Source organism: Streptomyces sp. cg36 (assembly GCF_041080675.1).
GTDB lineage: Bacteria > Actinomycetota > Actinomycetes > Streptomycetales > Streptomycetaceae > Streptomyces.
This window is the reverse complement of record NZ_CP163520.1, coordinates 2,744,872-2,765,016: the sequence shown is the minus strand read 5'-3', so window position 1 is coordinate 2,765,016 and position 20,145 is coordinate 2,744,872. Positions and strand designations below refer to the sequence as shown.

Below are 20,145 nucleotides of genomic sequence, written 5' to 3'. Positions count from 1 at the left end.
GGCGGGAATCGTGAGGATCTTCGGCAAGGGACGGCACCGGCCCTCCGCCTCGTGGCGGCAGGCCACGGACCGTGCGTTCACGCTGATCGGCGACGGCAGGTACGAGGACGCCGGCGCGCTGCTGACGCGCGCCGCGGACCTGGAACCGTGGCTCTCCGAGTCCTGGTTCAACCTGGCGCTGCTGCACAAGTTCCGGCACGACTGGGAGCAGGCGCGGGCCGCGGGACTGCGGGCCGTGGCGCTGCTCGACAAGGAGACCGGGGCCCCCGACTGGTGGAACGTGGGCATCGCGGCCACCGCGCTCCAGGACTGGCCGCTGGCCCGCCGCGCCTGGCAGGCGTACGGCCTGAAGGTCCGCGGCTACCAGGAGAGCGCCACCGGCACCGGCGAGCCGCTGGGGATGGAGCTGGGCAGCGCGGCCGTGCGGCTCTCGCCCGAGGGCGAGGCCGAGGTGGTGTGGGGCCGCAGGCTGGACCCGGCGCGGATCGAGGTGCTGTCGATCCCGCTGCCGTCCTCCGGGCGGCGCTGGGGCGAGGTGGTCCTGCACGACGGGGTGCCGCACGGCGAGCGCACGGTCGCGGCCGGGCCCTCCTTCCCCGTCTTCGACGAGATCGAGCTGTGGGCGCCCTCGCCGGTGCCCACCTGGGTGGTGCTCCTGGAGGCCGCCACCGAGGCGGACCGGGACGCGCTGGAGCGGCTCGCGGCCGACGCGGGCTTCGCCGCCGAGGACTGGTCGTCGTCGGTGCGGCTGCTCTGCCGGGCCTGCTCGGAGTCGCGGATGCCCAGCGACGAGGGCGACGGCGAGCACCTGGACCCGCACGACCACAGCGAGCCGGGCCACCCCGGCCCGCTGGGCCACCGCACGGCCGGCGAGCTGTGGGTGCCCGAGCGCGAGTGCGGGATCGCTGCGCCGCCGGGGCTGGTGCGCGGGCTGCTGGACGGCTGGGTCGCGGACAGCCCGGACAGCCGCGAGTGGCGCGACCTCGAAGAGGTCTGCTGAACGCGCACCGCCCGGACAGGCCATAGGCTGTACGGGATCGGAACCGGCTTTCAGGAAGGCTTACGGCCAAGATGTCGCAGCAGGAGACGGACCAGCAGGTCGAGAACGACGGGTTCGTCGTCGACACGGAGGACTGCGAGGAGCGCGAGCAGGCGTACCGCGAGCGGGGCACGTCCCGGCCGATCACGGTCGTCGGCAACCCGGTGCTGCACAAGGAGTGCAAGGACGTCACCGAGTTCGACGACAAGCTCGCCGCCCTGGTCGACGACATGTTCGCCAGCCAGCGCACCGCCGAGGGCGTGGGCCTGGCCGCCAACCAGATCGGCGTGGACCTGAAGGTCTTCGTCTACGACTGCATGGACGACGAGGGCGTGCGCCACGTCGGCGTCGTCTGCAACCCGGTCCTGGAGGAGCTGCCGGCCGACCGCCGCGTGCTCGACGAGTCCAACGAGGGCTGCCTCTCGGTCCCGACCGCCTACGCCGAGCTCGCCCGCCCGGACTACGCGGTGGTCAGCGGCCAGGACGCCGAGGGCAACCCGATCCGGGTCCGCGGCACCGGCTACTTCGCCCGCTGCCTCCAGCACGAGACGGACCACCTGTACGGCTACCTGTACATCGACCGCCTCTCCAAGCGCGACCGCAAGGACGCGCTGCGCCAGATGGCGGAGAACACCCCGCGCTACGAGGTCGTCCCGAACGACTGATTCCCGGTCGCCCGCAGGACGCGAAAGGGGCCCGCACCTTCGGGGTGCGGGCCCCTTTCACAGCTCGTCCGAAGGATCAGAACTCCTCGTCGAAGCCCACCGAGCCCTCGACCGCCACCTGGTAGGCGGACGGGCGGCGCTCGAAGAAGTTCGTCAGCTCCTGGACGCCCTGGAGCTCCATGAAGGAGAACGGGTTCGCCGAGCCGTACACCGGGGCGAAGCCGAGGCGCGTCAGACGCTGGTCGGCGACGCACTGGAGGTACTCGCGCATCGACTCGGTGTTCATGCCCGGCAGACCGTCGCCGCACAGGTCGCGGCCGAACTGCAGCTCGGCCTCCACCGCTTCCTTGATCATGTCGGTGACCTGCTGCTGGAGCAGGTCGTCGAAGAGCTCCGGCTCCTCCTTGCGGACGGTGTCCACGACCTCGAAGGCGAAGTTCATGTGCATCGTCTCGTCCCGGAACACCCAGTTGGTGCCGGTGGCCAGGCCGTGCAGCAGACCGCGCGAGCGGAACCAGTACACGTACGCGAAGGCGCCGTAGAAGAACAGGCCCTCGATGCACGCGGCGAAGCAGATCAGGTTCAGCAGGAAGCGGCGGCGGTCGGCCTGCGTCTCCAGCTGGTCGATCTTCTCGACCGAGTCCATCCACTTGAAGCAGAACTGCGCCTTCTCACGGATGGAGGGGATGTTCTCCACCGCGTCGAACGCCGCCGCGCGGTCCTCCGGGTCGGGGAGGTAGGTGTCGAGCAGCGTCAGATAGAACTGGACGTGCACGGCCTCCTCGAAGAGCTGACGGCTCAGGTACAGCCGCGCCTCGGGGGAGTTGATGTGCTTGTACAGCGTCAGGACGAGGTTGTTGGCCACGATCGAGTCGCCGGTGGCGAAGAACGCCACCAGCCGGCCGATCATGTGCTGCTCGCCCGGGGACAGCTTGGCGAGGTCGGCGACGTCCGAGTGGAGGTCGACCTCCTCCACGGTCCAGGTGTTCTTGATCGCGTCGCGGTAGCGCTCGTAGAAGTCCGGGTAGCGCATCGGACGCAGGGTCAGTTCGAAGCCCGGGTCGAGCAGGTTCTTGTCAGAGGCGGACTTGTTCTCGGTGGAGCTCATTACTGGCATGCCTCGCAGGACTCGGGGTTCTCAAGGGAGCAGGCGATCGCGTCGGCGTCGGGGGCGGCCTGCTGGACCGGGATGGGGGCCGCGGCCTGGGCGGCGCGGGCGATCCGGGTGGCCGGGCGCGAGCGCAGGTAGTACGTGGTCTTCAGCCCCTGCTTCCAGGCGTACGCGTACATCGACGACAGCTTGCCGATGGTGGGCGTCTCCAGGAACAGGTTCAGCGACTGCGACTGGTCCAGGAACGGGGTCCGGGCCGCCGCCATGTCGATCAGACCGCGCTGCGGGATCTCCCACGCGGTGCGGTACAGCGCGCGCACGTCGGCCGGGATCCAGTTGAAGTCCTGGACCGAGCCGCTGGCGTCGCGCAGCGCCTCGCGGGACTGCGCGTCCCACACGCCGAGCTTCTTCAGGTCGTCCACCAGGTAGCCGTTGACCTGGAGGAACTCACCCGACAGCGTCTCGCGCTTGAAGAGGTTGGAGACCTGCGGCTCGATGCACTCGTAGACACCGGCGATGGAGGCGATGGTCGCGGTCGGGGCGATCGCGAGCAGCAGCGAGTTGCGCATGCCGGTCGTGGCGATCCGCTCGCGCAGCGCCGCCCAGCGCTCCGGCCAGTTCAGCTCGACGTCGTAGTGGTCGGGGTGGAGCACGCCGCGCGCGGTGCGGGTCTTGTCCCACGCGGGCAGCGGGCCCGACCGCTCGGCGAGGTCGCAGGACGCCTCGTACGCGGTGAGCATGATGCGCTCGGCCAGCCGGGTGGAGAGCGCCTTCGCCTCGGGGGAGTCGAAGGGCAGGCGCAGCTTGAAGAAGACGTCCTGCAGACCCATCGCGCCCAGGCCCACCGGACGCCACTTGGCGTTGGAGCGGCCGGCCTGCTCGGTCGGGTAGAAGTTGATGTCGACGACCCGGTCGAGGAAGGTCACGGCGGTGCGGACGGTCTCGTCCAGCCGCTTCCAGTCGATCTCGCCGGAGGCCAGCACGAAGGAGCCGAGGTTGACCGAGCCGAGGTTGCAGACGGCCGTCTCGCCGTCGTCGGTGACCTCCAGGATCTCGGTGCACAGGTTGGAGGAGTGGACCGTGTGGCCCGGCTCCGCCGTCTGGTTGGCGGTCCGGTTGGAGGCGTCCTTGAAGGTCATCCAGCCGTTGCCGGTCTGCGCCAGGGTGCGCATCATCCGGCCGTACAGGTCCCGCGCCGGCATGGTCTTCTGGGCCAGACCGGCCGCCTCGGCCCTGCGGTAGGCGGCGTCGAACTCGTCGCCCCACAGGTCGACCAGCTCGGGCACGTCGGCGGGGGAGAACAGCGACCAGGTGCCGTCCGCGTCCACCCGGCGCATGAACTCGTCCGGGATCCAGTGCGCCAGGTTCAGGTTGTGGGTGCGCCGGGCGTCCTCGCCCGTGTTGTCCCGCAGCTCCAGGAACTCCTCGATGTCGGAGTGCCAGGTCTCCAGGTAGACCGCCGCCGCGCCCTTGCGCCGACCGCCCTGGTTGACCGCCGCCACGGAGGCGTCCAGCGTCTTCAGGAACGGCACGATGCCGTTGGAGTGCCCGTTGGTGCCCCGGATGAGGGAGCCGCGCGAGCGGATGCGGGAGTAGGAGAGGCCGATGCCGCCCGCGTGCTTGGAGAGCCGCGCCACCTGGTGGTAGCGGTCGTAGATCGAGTCCAGTTCGTCCTGCGGGGAATCCAGCAGGTAGCAGCTGGACATCTGCGGGTGGCGGGTGCCGGAGTTGAAGAGCGTGGGGGAGGACGGCAGGTAGTCCAGCCGGCTCATCAGCCCGTACAGCGAGGCGACCTCGTCGAGCGCGCGCGCCGAGTCGTCCTCGGCCAGGCCCGCCGCGACCCGGAGCATGAAGTGCTGCGGGGTCTCGATGACCTTGCGGGTGATCGGGTGGCGCAGCAGGTAGCGGGAGTAGAGGGTGCGCAGGCCGAAGTAGCCGAAGCGGTCGTCGGCGCCGTCGGCGAGGGAGGCGTCGACCAAGGCGTCCAGCCGGGCCGCGTGCAGCGCGACGAAGTCGGCGGTGCGGTCGGCGATCAGGCCCTCGGTGTGGCCGACGGCGACGGACCGGGCGAAGGAGACCGAACCCTGGGTCGCGGCCTCCTCGGCGATCGTGATCGTCAGCAGCCGGGCGGCCAGACGGGAGTACGCCGGGTCCTCGGAGATGAGGCCGGCGGCGGCCTCGGTGGCCAGCCCACGCAGCTCCGCCTCGTCCGAGCGCGCGTTCCGGCCGCGCAGCGCGGCGGCGGCGACACGGCCGGGGTCGGTGTCCGGCAGATCGGCGGTGAGGTCGGTCAGGGTCCGCAGCAGGGCGGTCCCGGGGGCGTCCGCCTGCTCGTCGGCGATCGCTGAAGCGGGATCCGCAGGGGCGATGGTCACGTGGGGGCACTCCTCGCTCGGCACGGGGCCTTGGGGGAGGGTGCGGGCACACGAACACACCCCATCGGGGGTACGTCGCGTCCACCTGCCCATTCCGCGAGGCCCGGACGTCTGGGCACCCGGACCGGATGGCCCAGGGTGCGCTGTCGGCAGGACCTCGGACTGAACAAAGTGCGCGTATGCACACCAGTACACCGTTGCGGGACAGTTCCGGATTTGCACCGGATTCCCCTGCGTCGACAGCGATGACGAGCATACATCTTGTGCCGGGTTCCGACTCCACCCCCACATGTTGTGTCGCGGTGAAATCATCGCGTGGCAGAGCGTCAACTCGCCTTCCCGGAACGCGACAACGGGCCGCCGGGATTCCCGGCGGCCCGTGTGCGTTCGGTGAAGGGTCGGCTCAGTGCGCGGAGCCCGCCGTCGCCGGGGGCAGCTCGGTCTGTACGCCGGGCTCGCCGGCGTCCGCCGTGTAGTCCTCCGGGGAGGTCTCGTCGACGCCGTCGGGGGCCTTCAGGGCCCGCAGGGCGACCGTGAGGACGACGGTGACGGCGACGTTCAGGACGAACGCGGTGAGGCCGATGTAGCCGATCTCACCGATGCCCGGGATCTCCTTGGAGCTGCCGCCGAAGTGCTTCTGGGTGGGGGAGGCCACCCCGTACGCGGCGAGCGTGCCGTAGAGCATGCCGGCCGCCCAGCCCGCGAGCAGCGCCCAGCGGTGGAACCAGCGGGTGAACAGACCGCCGACCAGCGCCGGGAAGGTCTGCAGGATCCAGATGCCGCCGAGCAGCTGGAAGTTGATCGCGACCGTCTTGTCCATGGTCAGGACGAAGACCAGGGCGCCCACCTTCACCAGGAGCGAGACGAACTTGGAGACCTGGGCCTCCTGCTTCGGCGTGGCGTCCGGCTTGATGAAGTCCTTGTAGATGTTGCGGGTGAACAGGTTCGCGGCTGCGATCGACATGATCGCCGCCGGGACGAGCGCGCCGATGCCGATCGCCGCGAAGGCCACGCCCGCGAACCAGTCCGGGAACATGTCCTCGAACAGCTGCGGGATCGCCAGCTGGCCGTTCTTGACCTTGACCCCGGCCGCGATCGCCATGAAGCCGAGCAGCGCGAGCAGCCCCAGCATCAGGGAGTACAGGGGCAGGATCGTGGTGTTGCGGCGGATGACGTTGCGGCTGCGGGAGGAGAGGGTCGCCGTGATCGAGTGCGGGTACATGAAGAGCGCCAGCGCCGAGCCGAGGGCGAGCGTGGCGTACGTCCACTGGCCCGCTTCACCGGGCACCAGCGCGCCCGTGGGCTTCCCGGCCGCGTTGGGCGTCTCGAACTTGTGGCGGGCCGCGGCGAAGATGTCGTGGAAGCCGCCGAGCTTGATCGGGATGTAGATGATCGCCACCAGGATGACGATGTAGATCAGCGTGTCCTTCACGAACGCGATCAGTGCGGGGGCGCGCAGCCCCGAGGAGTAGGTGTACGCGGCGAGCACCGCGAAGGCGATCAGCAGCGGCAGGTCCTTGACGAACCAGTTGCCGGAGCCGCCGATGCCCATCACGTCCAGCACCGCCTGGATGCCGACCAGTTGGAGCGCGATGTACGGCATGGTGGCCAGGATGCCGGTGACCGCGACCGCCAGCGACAGGCTCTTGGAGCCGAACCGGCCGCGCACGAAGTCCGAGGTCGTCACATAGCCGTGCTTGTGCGAGACCGACCACAGGCGGGGCAGGAAGGTGAAGATCAGCGGATAGACGAGGATGGTGTAGGGCACCGCGAAGAACCCGGCCGCACCCGCCGCGTACACCGCCGCCGGGACCGCGACGAAGGTGTACGCCGTGTAGAGGTCGCCGCCGAGCAGGAACCAGGTGACCCAGGTGCCGAACGAGCGCCCGCCCAGGCCCCACTCGTCCAGGCTGTGCTCGTTCTCGGCCCGGCGCCAGCGGGCGGCCAGGAAGCCGATGACCGTGACGGCCAGGAAGAAGAAGATGAAGACGCCGAGCGCGACGCCGTTGACACCGTCGCCAGCTGCGAGAGTCACTTGCCCTCACCCGCCTTGCGGCCCTGCTGGTCGCGCTGCCACAGCTTGTACGCGAGCATGGTGAGCGCGGTCGAGATGACCACCCACAGCATCTGGTACCAGTAGAAGAACGGGATCCCGGCGAGGGCCGGGTCGGCCTTCGCGTACGAACCGACCCAGAGCATCGCCACGAAGGGCGCGATCAGACAGATCGCGATGACCACGCGCACCGGCGTGATCACCGCTCTCCGCACTTGCGTTGTGTCCGGCATGGTGGCTGCGTCCCCTCACTGTGCTCACCTGTTGTAATGCGCACGAAATCTAGGGGACGGGGACCCGTCACGGAACCCCTGTACCGGATACCGGACGTCGCCCGGCGCGTCGTCCGGGGCGTCGGCCGGGGCCGTCCGGTCGGTTCGGCCCGATCGGCCCGATCGGTCCGTTCTTCCGAGCGGGCCGATCAGTCCGTCGGCCGCTTGAGCCGGGCCACGAACTTGTAGCGGTCGCCCCGGTAGACCGAGCGCACCCACTCCACCGGTTCGCCGTCGCCGTCCAGCGAGTGGCGGGAGAGCATCAGCATCGGCAGGCCCACGTCCGTGCCGAGCAGCCCGGCCTCGCGGGGGGTGGCCAGGGACGTCTCGATGGTCTCCTCGGCCTCGGCGAGCCGCACCCCGTACACCTCGTTCAGGGCGGTGTAGAGAGAGGTGTACTTGACGAGCGAGCGGCGCAGCGCGGGGAAGCGCTTGGCCGACAGATGGGTCGTCTCGATCGCCATCGGCTCGCCGCTCGCCAGCCGCAGCCGCTCGATGCGCAGCACCCGGCCGCCGGCCGCGATGTCGAGCAGCCCGGCCAGGGTGTCGTCGGCGGTGACGTAGCCGATGTCCAGCAGCTGGGAGGTGGGCTCCAGACCCTGGGCGCGCATGTCCTCGGTGTAGGAGGTCAGTTGGAGCGCCTGGGAGACCTTGGGCTTGGCGACGAAGGTGCCCTTGCCCTGGATGCGCTCCAGGCGGCCCTCGACCACCAGCTCCTGGAGGGCCTGGCGCACGGTGGTGCGGGAGGTGTCGAACTCGGCGGCCAGGGTGCGCTCGGGCGGCACCGGGGTGCCGGGCGGCAGGGTCTCCGTCATGTCCAGCAGATGCCGCTTGAGGCGGTAGTACTTGGGCACGCGTGCGGTGCGGGCGCCGGCCCCCGCCTCCGTCTCCGTGCCGCTCCCGTCGGTGCCCATGGCCCGCCTTCCCGAGTGCTGCGCTGCTGCCGTCACCGGCTCCTCCGTCTGTCGCGGCTCACATGGTGGCACGTACCGGTCACGGGTCGTCTCTCTCCTCTAGGTGTCGGTCCGATAACGGACGCGACAGCCCTTCTTATACACCCTTGACACCCCTAAAGGTCTAGGCCAAGCTCCCGGTACTGGTCTAAACCATTAAAGACCAGGTCCCAGCCCCACAGGCAGTACACGTCGTATGTCTTCGCGGTGGGCGGGGGGTTGCAGCATCCCTTGAGGAGGATGGCGTGAAGCGCAAGCTCATCGCGGCGATCGGCGTCGCGGGCATCATGGTCGGCGTCGCGGCGTGTGGCGGGTCGGACGACAAGAAGGACGACGGCAAGGGCGGCGCGGACGCCAAGCAGCTGACCGTCTGGCTCACCGTGGACGCGCAGAAGAACTGGCCGGACCTGGTCAAGGCCGCCGACGACGCGATCATCGCCAAGCACCCCGGCCTGAAGATCAACCACGAGTACTACGGCTGGCCGGACAAGAACGCCAAGCTCGACGCGGTGCTCGCCACCGACAAGGCCCCCGACGTGGTCGAGATGGGCAACACCGAGATGCTCGCCTACTCGGTCAAGGGCGCGTTCGCCGAGATCGACCCGTCGAAGTTCGACAACTCCTCCGCCTGGCTCGACGGTCTCAAGGCGTCGGTCACCTACGACGGCAAGACCTACGGCGTCCCCTACTACGCGGGTGGCCGCACGGCGACCTGGCGCAAGGACATCGCCGCCGACGCCGGCGTCACCGCCGTGCCGAAGACGTACGCCGAGCTCACCGGCGACCTGGACAAGATCCAGGCGAAGAAGGGCGACAAGTTCAGCGCCTGGTACCAGCCGAGCCGTGACTGGTACGCGGCCATGTCGTACGTGTACGACGCCGGCGGCTCCATCGCCAAGGAGGACGGCGGCAAGTTCAAGGCGAACCTGTCCTCGCCGGAGTCCCTCAAGGGCCTGACCGAGTACAAGAACATCCTCGACAAGTACATGCACGGCGACAAGACGAAGGACGAGGCCGACCGCCCGATCGTCTACGGCCAGGGCAAGTCCGCGCTGATCTTCAGCGCCGCCTGGGAGGGCGGCAGCGCCGCGCTCCCCGAGAACGACAAGGTCGGCAAGCTCGCCGACAAGCTCGAGTCCTTCGTGATGCCCGGCCCGTCCGGCAAGGCCATGCCCGTCTTCCTCGGCGGCTCGGACCTCGCCATCCCGGTCAAGTCCAAGGCGTCGGCGCTGGCCGGCGAGTGGATCAACGCCTTCACCGGCACCCAGGGCCAGAAGGGCCTGATCGCCAAGCAGAACCTGCCCAACAACAAGACGGACCTCGCGCCGCTGAAGTCGGACCCGAAGACCGCCGTCGCGGCCACCGCGGCCGAGTCCAGCTGGTTCGTGCCCATGGCGCCGGGCTGGGGCCAGGTCGAGAAGGCCAAGGTCCTCCAGGACATGCTCCAGGCCATCGGCACCGGCAAGAAGTCGGTCGAGCAGGCCGCCAAGGACGCGGACACCGCGATCGACAAGGTCATCAACACCAAGTGACCTGTGGGCGAGGGCCCCGTCGGAACAGCGACGGGGCCCTCGCCCGGCCAGTACCGGAGAGGGACCGCTAGGAGCGCGCGATGAGTGCCGCAGAGACAACCACCGCCAAGGTGCCGCCGGCGCGGCGCGAACCACAACCGGGCACGGGCCCCGCGGAGCCGGGCAAGCCGGGCAGAAAGCGCTCGCGGGGGCAGGCGGCGGTGCCGTGGGCACTGCTGGCCCCCTGCATCCTGGTGCTCGCCCTCGTCCTGGGCTATCCGCTGGTGCGCCTGGTCACCCTGTCCTTCCAGAAGTTCGGCCAGCCGCAGCTGTGGGGCTTCAAGGACCCGGAGTCGGTCGGCTTCGACAACTTCACCAAGGTCCTGAGCGACAACGAGTTCTGGACCGTCGTCGTCCGCACCGTGGTGTTCGCCTTCACCGCGGTCGTGCTGACCATGGTGCTCGGCATGCTGATAGCCCTGCTGCTCCAGCGGGTCTCCGGCTGGGTCAAGACCCTGGTCAACATCGCCCTGGTGGCGAGCTGGGGCATGCCCATCGTCGTCGCCATCACCATCTTCAAGTGGATGTTCGACACCGACTTCGGCGTACTGAACTGGCTGCTCAGCCAGTTGCCCGGGGTCGACATGATCGGCCACAACTGGTTCGCCAGCGGCACCCAGGGCCTCACCGTCATCATGCTGCTGGTCGTCTGGGGCGCGGTGCCGTTCGTCGTCATCACCCTGAGCGCGGGCCTCACCCAGGTCCCCAAGGAGCTCGAAGAGGCCGCGCGGCTCGACGGCGCCGGCTCCTGGGGCGTCTTCCGGCACGTCACGCTGCCGATCCTCAAGCCGATCATCGTGATGCTGGCGACCCTCTCGGTCATCTGGGACATGGGCGTCTTCCCGCAGGTCTTCGTGATGCGCAGCAACCACCCCGAGCCCGAGTTCCAGCTCCTCACCACGTACTCGTACGACAAGGCGTTCGTGGTCAACGACTACTCGCAGGGCTCCGCGATCGCGCTGCTCACCGTGCTCCTGCTGCTCGGTGTGATCGCCGTCTACATGCGCCAGATGCTGAAGATCGGAGAGGTGGAGTAACCGATGGCTGCCTCCAACGCGCTCGCGCGCCCCCGCAAGAAGAAGTCCAAGCTCGGCTGGAACCTGCTCGGACTGCTGGTCTTCGCCACCGCGGGCTTCCCGGTCTACTGGATGCTCAACACGGCCCTCAAGCCGTCCAAGGACGCGATCGACCCGAACCCGCACTTCTTCCCGCGGACCTTCACCCTGGACAACTTCCGCCGGGCGCTGGACATCGGCGACTTCTGGGGCTCGATCGGCCGCTCGCTGATCGTCTCGGTCGTCGTCGTGCTGATCGGCATCGCTGTCGGCCTGCTGGCCGCGCTCGCCATCTCGCGGTTCGCCTTCCGGGGCCGCAAGATCGTGATCATCGGCATCCTGGCGGTCCAGATGGTCCCGCTGGTCGCGATGATCATCCCGGTCTTCCTGCTCCTCAACGACCTGGGCCAGTACGACAAGCTCTCGGGTCTGATCCTCACCTATCTGACCTTCATCCTCCCCTTCACGGTCTGGACGCTGCGCGGTTTCATCGTCAACGTGCCCAAGGAGCTGGAGGAGGCGGCGATGGTCGACGGCTGCAGCCGCACCGGCGCCTTCATCCGCGTGGTCTTCCCGCTGCTGGCCCCGGGCATGGTGGCGACCTCGGTCTACGGCTTCATCCAGGCGTGGAACGAGTACCTCTACGCCCTGATGCTGATGAGCCAGAACCACCAGACGGCCACCGTGTGGCTCTCCAACTTCACCACCCAGCACGGCACCGAGTTCGCCCCCATGATGGCCGGCTCCACCATGATGGCCGTCCCCATCGTGGCCCTCTTCCTCCTCGTCCAGCGCAAGATGGCCGCGGGTCTGACGGCCGGCGCAGTGAAGGGATAACGCCGCCACATGACGACGATCGCACGCAGCACCGACACGCTCACGCGTGACGCCCTGACCGTCCTGCAGCCCGGCTTCGTCGGCACCACCGCCCCCGACTGGCTGCTGCGCCGGATCGGGGAGGGCCTGACCTCGGTCGGCCTGTTCGGCCGCAACATCGACTCGGCCCCGCAACTGGCCGCCCTGACCGCCCAGTTGCGGGCCGAGCGGGACGACGTCCTGGTCGCCATCGACGAGGAGGGCGGCGACGTCACCCGCCTCGAAGTCCGTACCGGCTCGTCCTTCCCCGGCAACCTCGCGCTCGGCTTCGTCGACGACACCGAGCTGACCCGGGCGGTCGCGCACGAACTCGGCCGCCGCCTCGCGGCCTGCGGCGTCGACCTGAACTGGGCGCCGTCGGCGGACGTCAACTCCAACCCCGGCAACCCGGTCATCGGCGTACGGTCCTTCGGCGCCGACCCGTACCTGGTGGCGCGGCACACCGCCGCCTACATCGACGGCATGCAGTCCGCCGGCGTCGCCGCCTGCACCAAGCACTTCCCCGGCCACGGGGACACCGCCGTCGACTCGCACCACGCGATGCCCCGCATCGACGTGGACCTCGACACCCTGCACGCCCGTGAGCTGGTGCCCTTCCGCGCCGCGATCGCCGCGGGTTCCAAGTCGGTCATGAGTGCGCATATCCTGCTACCCGCGCTCGACCCGACCTGCCCGGCCACGCTGAGCCCCCGCGTCCTGACCGGACTCCTGCGGGAGGAACTCGGCTACGACGGGCTGATCGTCACCGACGCCGTGGAGATGCAGGCCATCGCCTCGACGTACGGGATCGAGCGGGGCTCGGTCCTCGCGATCGCGGCCGGAGCGGACGCCCTGTGCGTCGGCGGCGGCCTGGCGGACGAGGACACCGTGCTGCGGCTGCGCGACGCGCTGGTCGCGGCGGTACGGGCCGGTGAGCTGCCCGAATCGCGCCTCGCCGACGCGGCGGCGCGGGTGCGCGCACTCGCGTCCTGGACGCGGCGGGCCAGGGGGGACGCGGCGGAGCCGGGCGCGGAAGTGCAGGAGGGGACCGCGCCCGGCGCCGACGTCGGCCTGGTCGCGGCGCGGCGCGCGCTGAAGGTGACGGGGGACGCGGCGCCGCTGGCCGCCGCGCCCTATGTGGCCTCGTTCACCCCGGTCGCCAACATCGCCGTCGGGGACGAGACGCCGTGGGGGGTGGCGGCGGAGCTGGGCGCGCTGCTGCCGGGGACGGAGACGGGGACGTACGGGCCGGACGACGATCCGGCCGGGGTCCTCGCGGCGGCGGGCCCCCGCCGCATCGTCGCGGTCGTCCGCGACGAGCACCGCCATCCGTGGATGTCGGCGGCCCTGCACACCCTGCTGTCGGCGCGGCCCGACACGGTCGTGATCGAGATGGGCGTGCCGCAGGCGCCGCCGAGGGGGGCGGTCCACATCGCGACGCACGGCGCGGCGAGGGTGTGCGGCAGGGCGGCGGCGGAAGCCCTGACCAAGGGGTGAGCCCCTCCCCGCCCCTTCCCTAAACCCTCCGGGGGTTGGGGGGAGGGGGGAAAGGGGGAAGGGTTTCCCGGGGGCCCCGCCCCCGGCCCCCCGGCGGGGCCTGCGGCCCCTGCACCCCGCTCGGGGGTCGGGGAAGGAGAGCGCGTCCCGGCTTACGTCCGGGGGCTGCGCCCCCGGGACCCCGGCGGGGCCCGCGGCCCCCGCACCCCGCAGGGAGGGTTGGGGGAGGAAAGCGGGCTCTCCGGGTCCTTCCGGGGGCTGCGCCCCTGGGACCCCCGGCGGGGCCTGTGGCCCCCGCACCCCGCTTCGAGGTGGGGGACGAAACGAAGGAACGCCGGACCGGCTGTCAGCAGCCGGTCCGGCGTTCGTCGTTCACGCTGTGGGGCGGCGCCCTTGGCGGGGTGCACGGCCGCGGGGCCGAACGGGGGTCCAGGGGCGCAGCCCCGAGCGGGGTGCGGGGGCCGCAGGCCCCGCGAGGTCCCGGCCCCCGGGAAAACCCTTCCCCCAAGGGATGCGCAACGCCTGGCGGGGTGCGAGGGCCGCAGGCCCCGCGAGGGGTTCGGGGGCGAAGCCCCGGGGAACGCTCTCCGGCCTTCCCCTCACTCCCGAGGGTGCGCAGCCCGTCGCGGGGTGCGGGGGCCGCAGGCCCCGCCGGGGTTCGGGGGCGGAGCTCCCGGGGAACGCTCTCCCGCCTTCCCGAGGGTGCGTAGCCCCAAGCGGGGCGCGGGGGCCGCAGGCCCCGCCGGGGTTCGGGGGCGGAGCCCCGGGAACGCTCTCCGGCCTTCCCCGCCCTCCCAAGGGTGCGCAGCCCCGAGCGAGGTGCAGGGGCCGCAGGCCCCGCCGGGATTCGGGGGCGAAGCCCCCGGAGACAACCCCTCCCGCCCTCCCCCCCAACCCCCGGAGGGTTTAGGGAAGGGGCGGGGTGGGGGCTCCTACAGGCCCTGCCACTCCGGCTTGTTCGCGTACGTGTGCCGGAAGTAGTGCGCCAGCTTCAGCTTCGACGCCGCCGCCTCGTCCACGACGACCGTCGCGTGCGGATGCAGCTGCAGCGCGGACGCGGGCACGACGGAGGCGACGGGCCCCTCCACCGTCGCGGCCACCGCCTCCGCCTTCCCCTCGCCCGTCGCGAGCAGCACGAGGTGCCGGGCCTCCAGGATCGTGCCGATGCCCTGGGTGATGACGTGGTGCGGCACCTGCTCGATGTCGTCGTCGAAGAAGCGCGCGTTGTCCACCCGCGTCTGCTCCGTCAGCGTCTTGATCCGGGTCCGGGACGCCAGCGAGGAGCACGGCTCGTTGAAGCCGATGTGCCCGTCGGTGCCGATCCCGAGGATCTGGAGGTCGACGCCCCCGGCCGCCGCCAGCTCCCGGTCGTACGCCTCGCACGCCGCCTGGACGTCCGCCGCCGAACCGTCCGGCCCGATGAAGGATCCCGCGCCGAGCCCGAGCGGTTCGACGACCTGGCGGATCACGGTCGCGCGGTAGGACTCGGGGTGCCCGGTCGGCAGCCCGACGTACTCGTCGAGCTGGCAGACCCGGGCCCGCGAGACGTCGACGTCCCCGGCGGCGACCTTGGCGGTCAGCGCGTCGTAGATGGGCAGCGGGGTCGAGCCGGTGGCCACGCCGAGCAGCGCGTCCGGCTTGCGGCGCCACAGTGCCGCGATGGATTCCGCGATGAGCTCGCCGCCCGCCTTGGCGTCCGGGACGATGACAACTTCCACGTGGGCCTGCCGATCTGGAGACGTAGAACTAACCAGGGTGGTATAGACCAATCTAGCAGAATGGGCGGCCCTCCCGCTGGCGGCCGGGCCTTTTCCCATGGTCGACTGGAGGGGTTTCGGCAACGCGTACAGCGACCGCCATTTGGAGGCACCGCGCATGTCGTCCCCGATGTCGATGACGCAGAGCGAGCAGCCCGGCCGGATCATGCGCGGCGAGATGGCGGAGCAGCCCGCCGTGCTGCGGCGGATCCTGGCCGAGGGCGCGCCCCGCATCCGTGAGACCGCCGCCGCGATCGCCGCGGCCAAGCCCCGGTTCGTCCTGCTGACCGCGCGCGGCACCTCCGACAACGCCGCGCTGTACGCCAAGTACCTGCTGGAGATCCAGCTCGGCATGCCCTGCGGGCTGACCTCGATGTCCACCACTACGGCGTACGGCGCCCGCCCCGACCTCAGCGACGTCCTGGTGATCACCGTCAGCCAGTCCGGCGGCTCGCCCGACCTGGTGGACTCCACCCGGGCGGCGCGCGCGGCGGGCGCGATCACCCTGGCCGTCACCAACAACGCCGACTCCCCGCTGGCGGCCGTCTCCGAGCACCATGTCGACATCCTGGCCGGGCCGGAGAAGGCGCTGCCCGCGACCAAGACGTACACGGCCTCCCTGCTCAGCCTCTACCTGCTGGTCGAGGGCCTGCGCGGCGGCGACGGCTCGGCCGCGGCCGCCCTGCCGGACCTGGCCGACCAGGTGCTGGCCCGCCAGGACGAGGTGCGCCGCCTGGCCTCCCGGTACCGGTTCGCCGAGCGCATGGTCATCACCTCGCGGGGGTACGGCTACCCCACGGCCAAGGAGGCCGCGCTGAAGCTGATGGAGACCAGCTACATCCCCGCCCTCTCGTACTCGGGCGCCGACCTGCTGCACGGCCCGCTGGCCATGGTCGACAACATCTCGCCGGTGATCGCGGTGGTCACCGACGGCCGGGGCGGCCAGGCCCTCCAGCCGGTCCTCGACCGGCTGCGCGGCCGGGGCGCGGACCTGTTCGTGGTCGGCCCGAAGGCCCAGGTGGATGCGGCGTCGGCGGGGTTCGTGCTGCCGACGGAGGGCGTACCGGAGGAGCTCCAGCCGGTACTGGAGATCCTGCCGCTGCAACTCCTGGCGTACGAGGTGACGATCGCCCGCGGCCAGGACCCGGACGCACCACGGGCCCTGGCCAAGGTGACGGAGACCCACTGAGGACCTGACCCGGCGGCGCCCCGGCGGAGGGCGACCGGGCGTCACGGACGGCCTTCTGCCGGGCCCCGGCGGAGGGTGACCGGCCCCCACCGGCGACCTTCTGTCGTGCCCCGGTCGGGCCCCGGCCGAGTGTGACCGGGCGCCGCTGAGGGGCCGCCGCCGGACGTCCGGTTGCGCCTCTGGCCGGGGTTGCCGGGCCCTGCCGGGGGCCTTCTGCCGGGCCCCGGCCGAGGACGGACCGGGCCCCCACGTGGGGGTCGCCGCCGAGGCCCCCGCGGCCGAGGGGTGACCGCGCCCCCGGCGGCAGCGGGCGCCGGCCGAGGATGGACCGGGCCCCGGCACAGGCGCGGCACCAGGGCCACCCCCAACCCCCTACGGCAGCGACCCGCCCGTCGCGTCCACCCACTGCCCCGTCACCCAGCGCCCCTCGTGCGAGGCCAGGAACGCGATCACGTCCGCTATGTCCGCCGGGGTGCCGACGCGGCCCAGTGCCGACATGGCCGCCGCGCCCTGCCACGCCTCCTCGCTCGCGCGCAGCCACTCCGCGTTCACATCGGTGTCGACGATGCCGGGCGCCACCGAGTTGACGGTGATGCCGCGGCTTCCCACGACGCGGGACAGGTCGCGGGTGAACACGTCGAGCGCGGCCTTGGTCATCGCGTACGCCATCAGGTCCGGCAGGAGCGCGGAGCGCGAGACGCCGGAGGAGACGTTGACGATCCGGCCGCCGTCGCGCATCCGCTCCAGGCCGAGGCGGGTCAGGAAGAACGGGGCCCTGGCGTTCACGGCGAAGAGCCGGTCGTACTCCTCCTCCGCGATGTCCCCGAACGCCTTCGCCGTGCCGATGCCCGCGTTGTTGACCAGGATGTCGACCCCGTCGGCCTGCCGGTCGAAGGCGGCCCACAGGGCCTCGGCGTCGCCGGGGACGCCGAGTTCGCGGCCGAGGGCGAAGGCCGAGCCGCCCGCCGCCTCGATCGCGGCGACGGTCTCCCGCGCCGCCGCCCCGTTGCTGCCGTAGTGGACGGCGACCCGTGCCCCGTCCCGGCCCAGCCGCTCCGCGACGGCCCGGCCGATGCCCCGGCTGGCCCCGGTGACCAGCGCCGTCCTGCCCGTGAGTGCGCCCATGGCGTGTCCTCCCCGTTCCCGTTCGATATTTCTATATCGGTCACTACAGAAATGGACCGTAGCACATTCTTTAGCGCTCGCTATAGAATTCGTCCATGACCACCGGACAGCGCGGCCGGCCCCGCTCCTTCGACCGGGCGCGCGCCCTCGAACAGGCCACCCTGGCCTTCTGGGAGCACGGCTACGAGGCGACCTCCGTCGCCGATCTGACCCGCGCCATGGGCATCGGCGCGCCCAGCATGTACGCGGCCTTCGGCGACAAGAAGTCCCTGTTCGACGAGGTCGTCCGGGGGTACGGGCAGACGCACGGCGCGTACATGGTCCGGGCGCTCGCCGAGGAGGGGACCGCGCGCGCGGCGATCGGGCGGATCCTGCGGGAGGCCGCCGCGGAGTTCGTCCGCCCGGGCCGCCCGCCCGGCTGCCTGGTCGTCACCGCCGCCGTCAACTGCGCCACCCAGGAGGTCGAACGGGCGCTGCGCGAGCAGCGCGAGGCCAACCTCGCGGAGTTCGAGCGCCGGATCGCCGCCGACGTGGCCGCCGGGGAGCTGCCCGCCACGACCGACGCCCGCGCCCTGGCCCGGTTCAGCGCCGCGGTGTTCCAGGGCATGTCCTTGCAGGCCAGGGACGGCGCGGCCGAGGAGGAGCTGGCGATCGCGGCCGAGACCGCGATGCGCGCCTGGCCCGCCGCCCCCGTTCGGCGCGAATCGCCGGACGGGCTCTAGGGCCGTCGACTCCTTCGCGTCCGTCCGACGACGCGAATCGCCGGACGGGCTCTAGGACCGGTCGTCCCCTTCGCGTCTGCCCGGCGACGCGAATCGCCGGACGGGCTCTAGGCTTCCCGCCGCCCTCGTGGCAGGCTCGGTCCCGCCCGGGGTGCGGGCTTGCGTCGGCCCGGATCCGGGCCGGCATATGGATGGACAGCGACGAATGGTCTAGTCCACAATGGCCGCACAGGGCCTCCGGCCTCCCCGCACAGGAGGCCGGACCGAGGTATCCGGCGCTCTCTGCCCTGACAGCGCCGGAAACCTCCCGTAAGGCCGAGGGGCACCGCACACCCGTCGGCCGGTTGTTCCGGGCTGCGGTGCCGGACGGGCCGAGGGTCCCGACCCGGCGCCGTAGCCCGCGCGGGTTACCCTCCTGACGTGCCCTCCATGAACGACCTCGTACGTCAGCACACCGCTCTCAGTGAATCCGACCTGGAGTGGCTCCATCTGCTGGTCTCGGAGTGGCAGCTGCTCTCCGACCTCTCCTTCGCCGACCTGGTGCTGTGGGTTCCCACCCTCGACGGCACCCGGTACGTCTCGGTGGCCCAGATGCGGCCCAACACCGGGCCCACCTCCTACCAGGACGACATGGTCGGCCACCTCGTCCCGCGCGGCCGGCGCCCGCTGCTCGACGCCGCGCTCGACGAGGGCCGGATCGTGCGCGAGGGCGACCCGGAGTGGCGCGAGGAGGTGCCGGTGCGGGTGGAGTCCATTCCCGTGCGCAGGGAGGGCCGCGTCCTCGGGGTCATCGCCCGCAACACCAATCTGCTCACCGTGCGCACCCCCTCGCGCCTGGAGCTCACCTATCTCCAGTCCGCCTCCGACCTGGCGCAGATGATCGCCGCCGGAACGTTCCCGTTCCCGGGGCAGCAGGTCGACATGGACGCCTCGCCGCGCGCGGGGGACGGGCTGCTGCGCCTCGACGCGGACGGCATCGTCCAGTACGCCTCGCCCAACGCCCTCTCCGCGTACCACCGGCTCGGCCTCGCCTCCGACCTGGTGGGCCAGCACCTGGGCGAGCTCACCGCCCAACTCGCGCCCTCCCGGGGGCCGGTGGACGAGGCCATCGTCAAGCTGGCCAGCGGATACGCCCCGCGCGAGACCGAGGTCGAGGGCAGCGGCGGGGTCATCCAGCTGCGCGCCATCCCGCTCAAGCCCAAGGGCACCCGCATCGGTTCGCTGGTGCTGCTGCGGGACGTGACCGAACTGCGCCGCCGCGAGCGCGAGTTGATCACCAAGGACGCCACCATCCGGGAGATCCACCACCGGGTGAAGAACAACCTCCAGACGGTGGCGGCCCTGCTGCGCCTCCAGGCCCGGCGGATCGACTCCGAGCAGGGGCGCGAGGCGCTCAACGAGGCGGTCCGGCGGGTCGGCTCGATCGCCATCGTGCACGAGACGCTGTCCCAGAACCTGGACGAGCGCGTCGAGTTCGACGAGATCGCCGACCGGGTGCTGGCGATGGTGGCGGAGATCTCCCCGGGCAAGGTGACCTGCCGCCGCACCGGCCGGTTCGGCATCCTCGACGCCGAGGTCGCCACCCCGCTCTCGATGGTCCTGACCGAGATCCTGCAGAACGCGCTGGAACACGCCTTCGCACCGGGGGAGCAGGGCGCGGTGGAGGTCTCGGCGGTCCGGGGCGGCTCCCGCGGGGAAGCCCGGCTGCTGATCACGGTGCGCGACGACGGACGCGGGCTGCCCGCGGGCTTCGACCCCAAGACCGCCGGGAACCTCGGCCTCCAGATCGTCCGGACGCTGGTCGAGGGCGAGCTGGGCGGCGCCTTCGACATGGTGGCCGCGCCGGACGGCGGCACCCAGGTGGTGCTGGACGTCCCGGTCCGGGCCGAGAAGTAGCCCCGGCCCG

At 71.3% G+C, this 20,145-nt stretch carries 16 protein-coding genes and 1 riboswitch; of the genes, 9 read left to right on the top strand and 7 right to left on the bottom strand.

All coding sequences use genetic code 11. The features are described 5' to 3' along the window. Positions 1–10 precede the first annotated feature (10 nt). Both AB5J87_RS12165 and def read left to right on the top strand, forming a co-directional pair. A complete protein-coding gene (locus tag AB5J87_RS12165; RefSeq protein WP_369376487.1) occupies positions 11–1,000 on the top strand; it encodes a tetratricopeptide repeat protein in 990 nt (329 codons plus the stop codon). A gap of 71 nt (positions 1,001–1,071) precedes the next feature. After that, positions 1,072–1,704, top strand: coding sequence for a peptide deformylase (def, locus tag AB5J87_RS12160; RefSeq protein WP_369376486.1), 633 nt, complete (start codon positions 1,072–1,074; stop codon positions 1,702–1,704). 76 nt (positions 1,705–1,780) lie between these two features. Here the strand turns inward: def and AB5J87_RS12155 are convergent, their stop codons facing one another. The 5 genes from AB5J87_RS12155 to AB5J87_RS12135 all read right to left on the bottom strand — a co-directional run bounded on the left by AB5J87_RS12155 (position 1,781) and on the right by AB5J87_RS12135 (position 8,429). After that, entirely contained in the window at positions 1,781–2,812 is a 1,032-nt protein-coding gene (locus tag AB5J87_RS12155; RefSeq protein ID WP_369376485.1) for a ribonucleotide-diphosphate reductase subunit beta, read from the bottom strand. Then, positions 2,812–5,190 carry a ribonucleoside-diphosphate reductase subunit alpha gene (locus tag AB5J87_RS12150; protein ID WP_369376484.1) on the bottom strand — a complete coding sequence of 793 codons (2,379 nt, stop codon included), beginning with the start codon at positions 5,188–5,190 and terminating at the stop codon, positions 2,812–2,814. The genes AB5J87_RS12155 and AB5J87_RS12150 overlap by 1 nt, the downstream gene beginning before the upstream one ends. Before the next feature lie 130 nt (positions 5,191–5,320). After that, positions 5,321–5,463: riboswitch (cobalamin riboswitch) on the bottom strand. A gap of 130 nt (positions 5,464–5,593) precedes the next feature. Continuing rightward, entirely contained in the window at positions 5,594–7,225 is a 1,632-nt protein-coding gene (mctP, locus tag AB5J87_RS12145; RefSeq protein WP_369376482.1) for a monocarboxylate uptake permease MctP, read from the bottom strand. Then, complete coding sequence (locus tag AB5J87_RS12140; RefSeq protein ID WP_369376481.1) at positions 7,222–7,476, bottom strand: DUF3311 domain-containing protein; 255 nt, start codon at positions 7,474–7,476, stop codon at positions 7,222–7,224. Before AB5J87_RS12140 ends, mctP begins: the two co-directional genes overlap by 4 nt. A gap of 188 nt (positions 7,477–7,664) precedes the next feature. Further along, complete coding sequence (locus tag AB5J87_RS12135; RefSeq protein ID WP_369383487.1) at positions 7,665–8,429, bottom strand: GntR family transcriptional regulator; 765 nt, start codon at positions 8,427–8,429, stop codon at positions 7,665–7,667. Between the two features lie 284 nt (positions 8,430–8,713). On the opposite strand from AB5J87_RS12135, the gene AB5J87_RS12130 reads away from it, so the two are divergent. The 4 genes from AB5J87_RS12130 to AB5J87_RS12115 all read left to right on the top strand — a co-directional run bounded on the left by AB5J87_RS12130 (position 8,714) and on the right by AB5J87_RS12115 (position 13,446). Further along, on the top strand, positions 8,714–10,000 hold the full coding sequence (locus tag AB5J87_RS12130) for an extracellular solute-binding protein (RefSeq protein ID WP_369376480.1): 1,287 nt from the start codon (positions 8,714–8,716) through the stop codon (positions 9,998–10,000). Between the two features lie 80 nt (positions 10,001–10,080). Next, a complete protein-coding gene (locus AB5J87_RS12125) occupies positions 10,081–11,076 on the top strand; it encodes a carbohydrate ABC transporter permease (protein WP_369376479.1) in 996 nt (331 codons plus the stop codon). Between the two features lie 3 nt (positions 11,077–11,079). Further along, positions 11,080–11,931 carry a carbohydrate ABC transporter permease gene (locus AB5J87_RS12120; RefSeq protein ID WP_369376477.1) on the top strand — a complete coding sequence of 284 codons (852 nt, stop codon included), beginning with the start codon at positions 11,080–11,082 and terminating at the stop codon, positions 11,929–11,931. 9 nt (positions 11,932–11,940) lie between these two features. Beyond that, positions 11,941–13,446 carry a glycoside hydrolase family 3 protein gene (locus tag AB5J87_RS12115; RefSeq protein ID WP_369376475.1) on the top strand — a complete coding sequence of 502 codons (1,506 nt, stop codon included), beginning with the start codon at positions 11,941–11,943 and terminating at the stop codon, positions 13,444–13,446. Between the two features lie 932 nt (positions 13,447–14,378). On the opposite strand, the gene nagB is transcribed toward AB5J87_RS12115, so the two are convergent. Beyond that, the gene (gene nagB, locus AB5J87_RS12110) at positions 14,379–15,164 is read right to left on the bottom strand and encodes a glucosamine-6-phosphate deaminase (protein WP_369376474.1); all 786 of its coding nucleotides are present in this window, start codon (positions 15,162–15,164) and stop codon (positions 14,379–14,381) included. Between the two features lie 157 nt (positions 15,165–15,321). On the opposite strand from nagB, the gene AB5J87_RS12105 reads away from it, so the two are divergent. Further along, on the top strand, positions 15,322–16,392 hold the full coding sequence (locus tag AB5J87_RS12105) for an SIS domain-containing protein (protein WP_369376472.1): 1,071 nt from the start codon (positions 15,322–15,324) through the stop codon (positions 16,390–16,392). Between the two features lie 372 nt (positions 16,393–16,764). On the opposite strand, the gene AB5J87_RS12100 is transcribed toward AB5J87_RS12105, so the two are convergent. Further along, on the bottom strand, positions 16,765–17,517 hold the full coding sequence (locus tag AB5J87_RS12100; protein ID WP_369376471.1) for an SDR family oxidoreductase: 753 nt from the start codon (positions 17,515–17,517) through the stop codon (positions 16,765–16,767). Positions 17,518–17,612: 95 nt separating this feature from the next. Between AB5J87_RS12100 and AB5J87_RS12095 the strand changes: the two genes are divergently transcribed. Further along, positions 17,613–18,239 (top strand): TetR/AcrR family transcriptional regulator, encoded by a 627-nt coding sequence (locus AB5J87_RS12095; protein WP_369376470.1) that lies wholly within the window; start codon positions 17,613–17,615, stop codon positions 18,237–18,239. Positions 18,240–18,668: 429 nt separating this feature from the next. After that, positions 18,669–20,135 (top strand): sensor histidine kinase, encoded by a 1,467-nt coding sequence (locus tag AB5J87_RS12090; RefSeq protein ID WP_369383485.1) that lies wholly within the window; start codon positions 18,669–18,671, stop codon positions 20,133–20,135. Positions 20,136–20,145 lie beyond the last annotated feature (10 nt).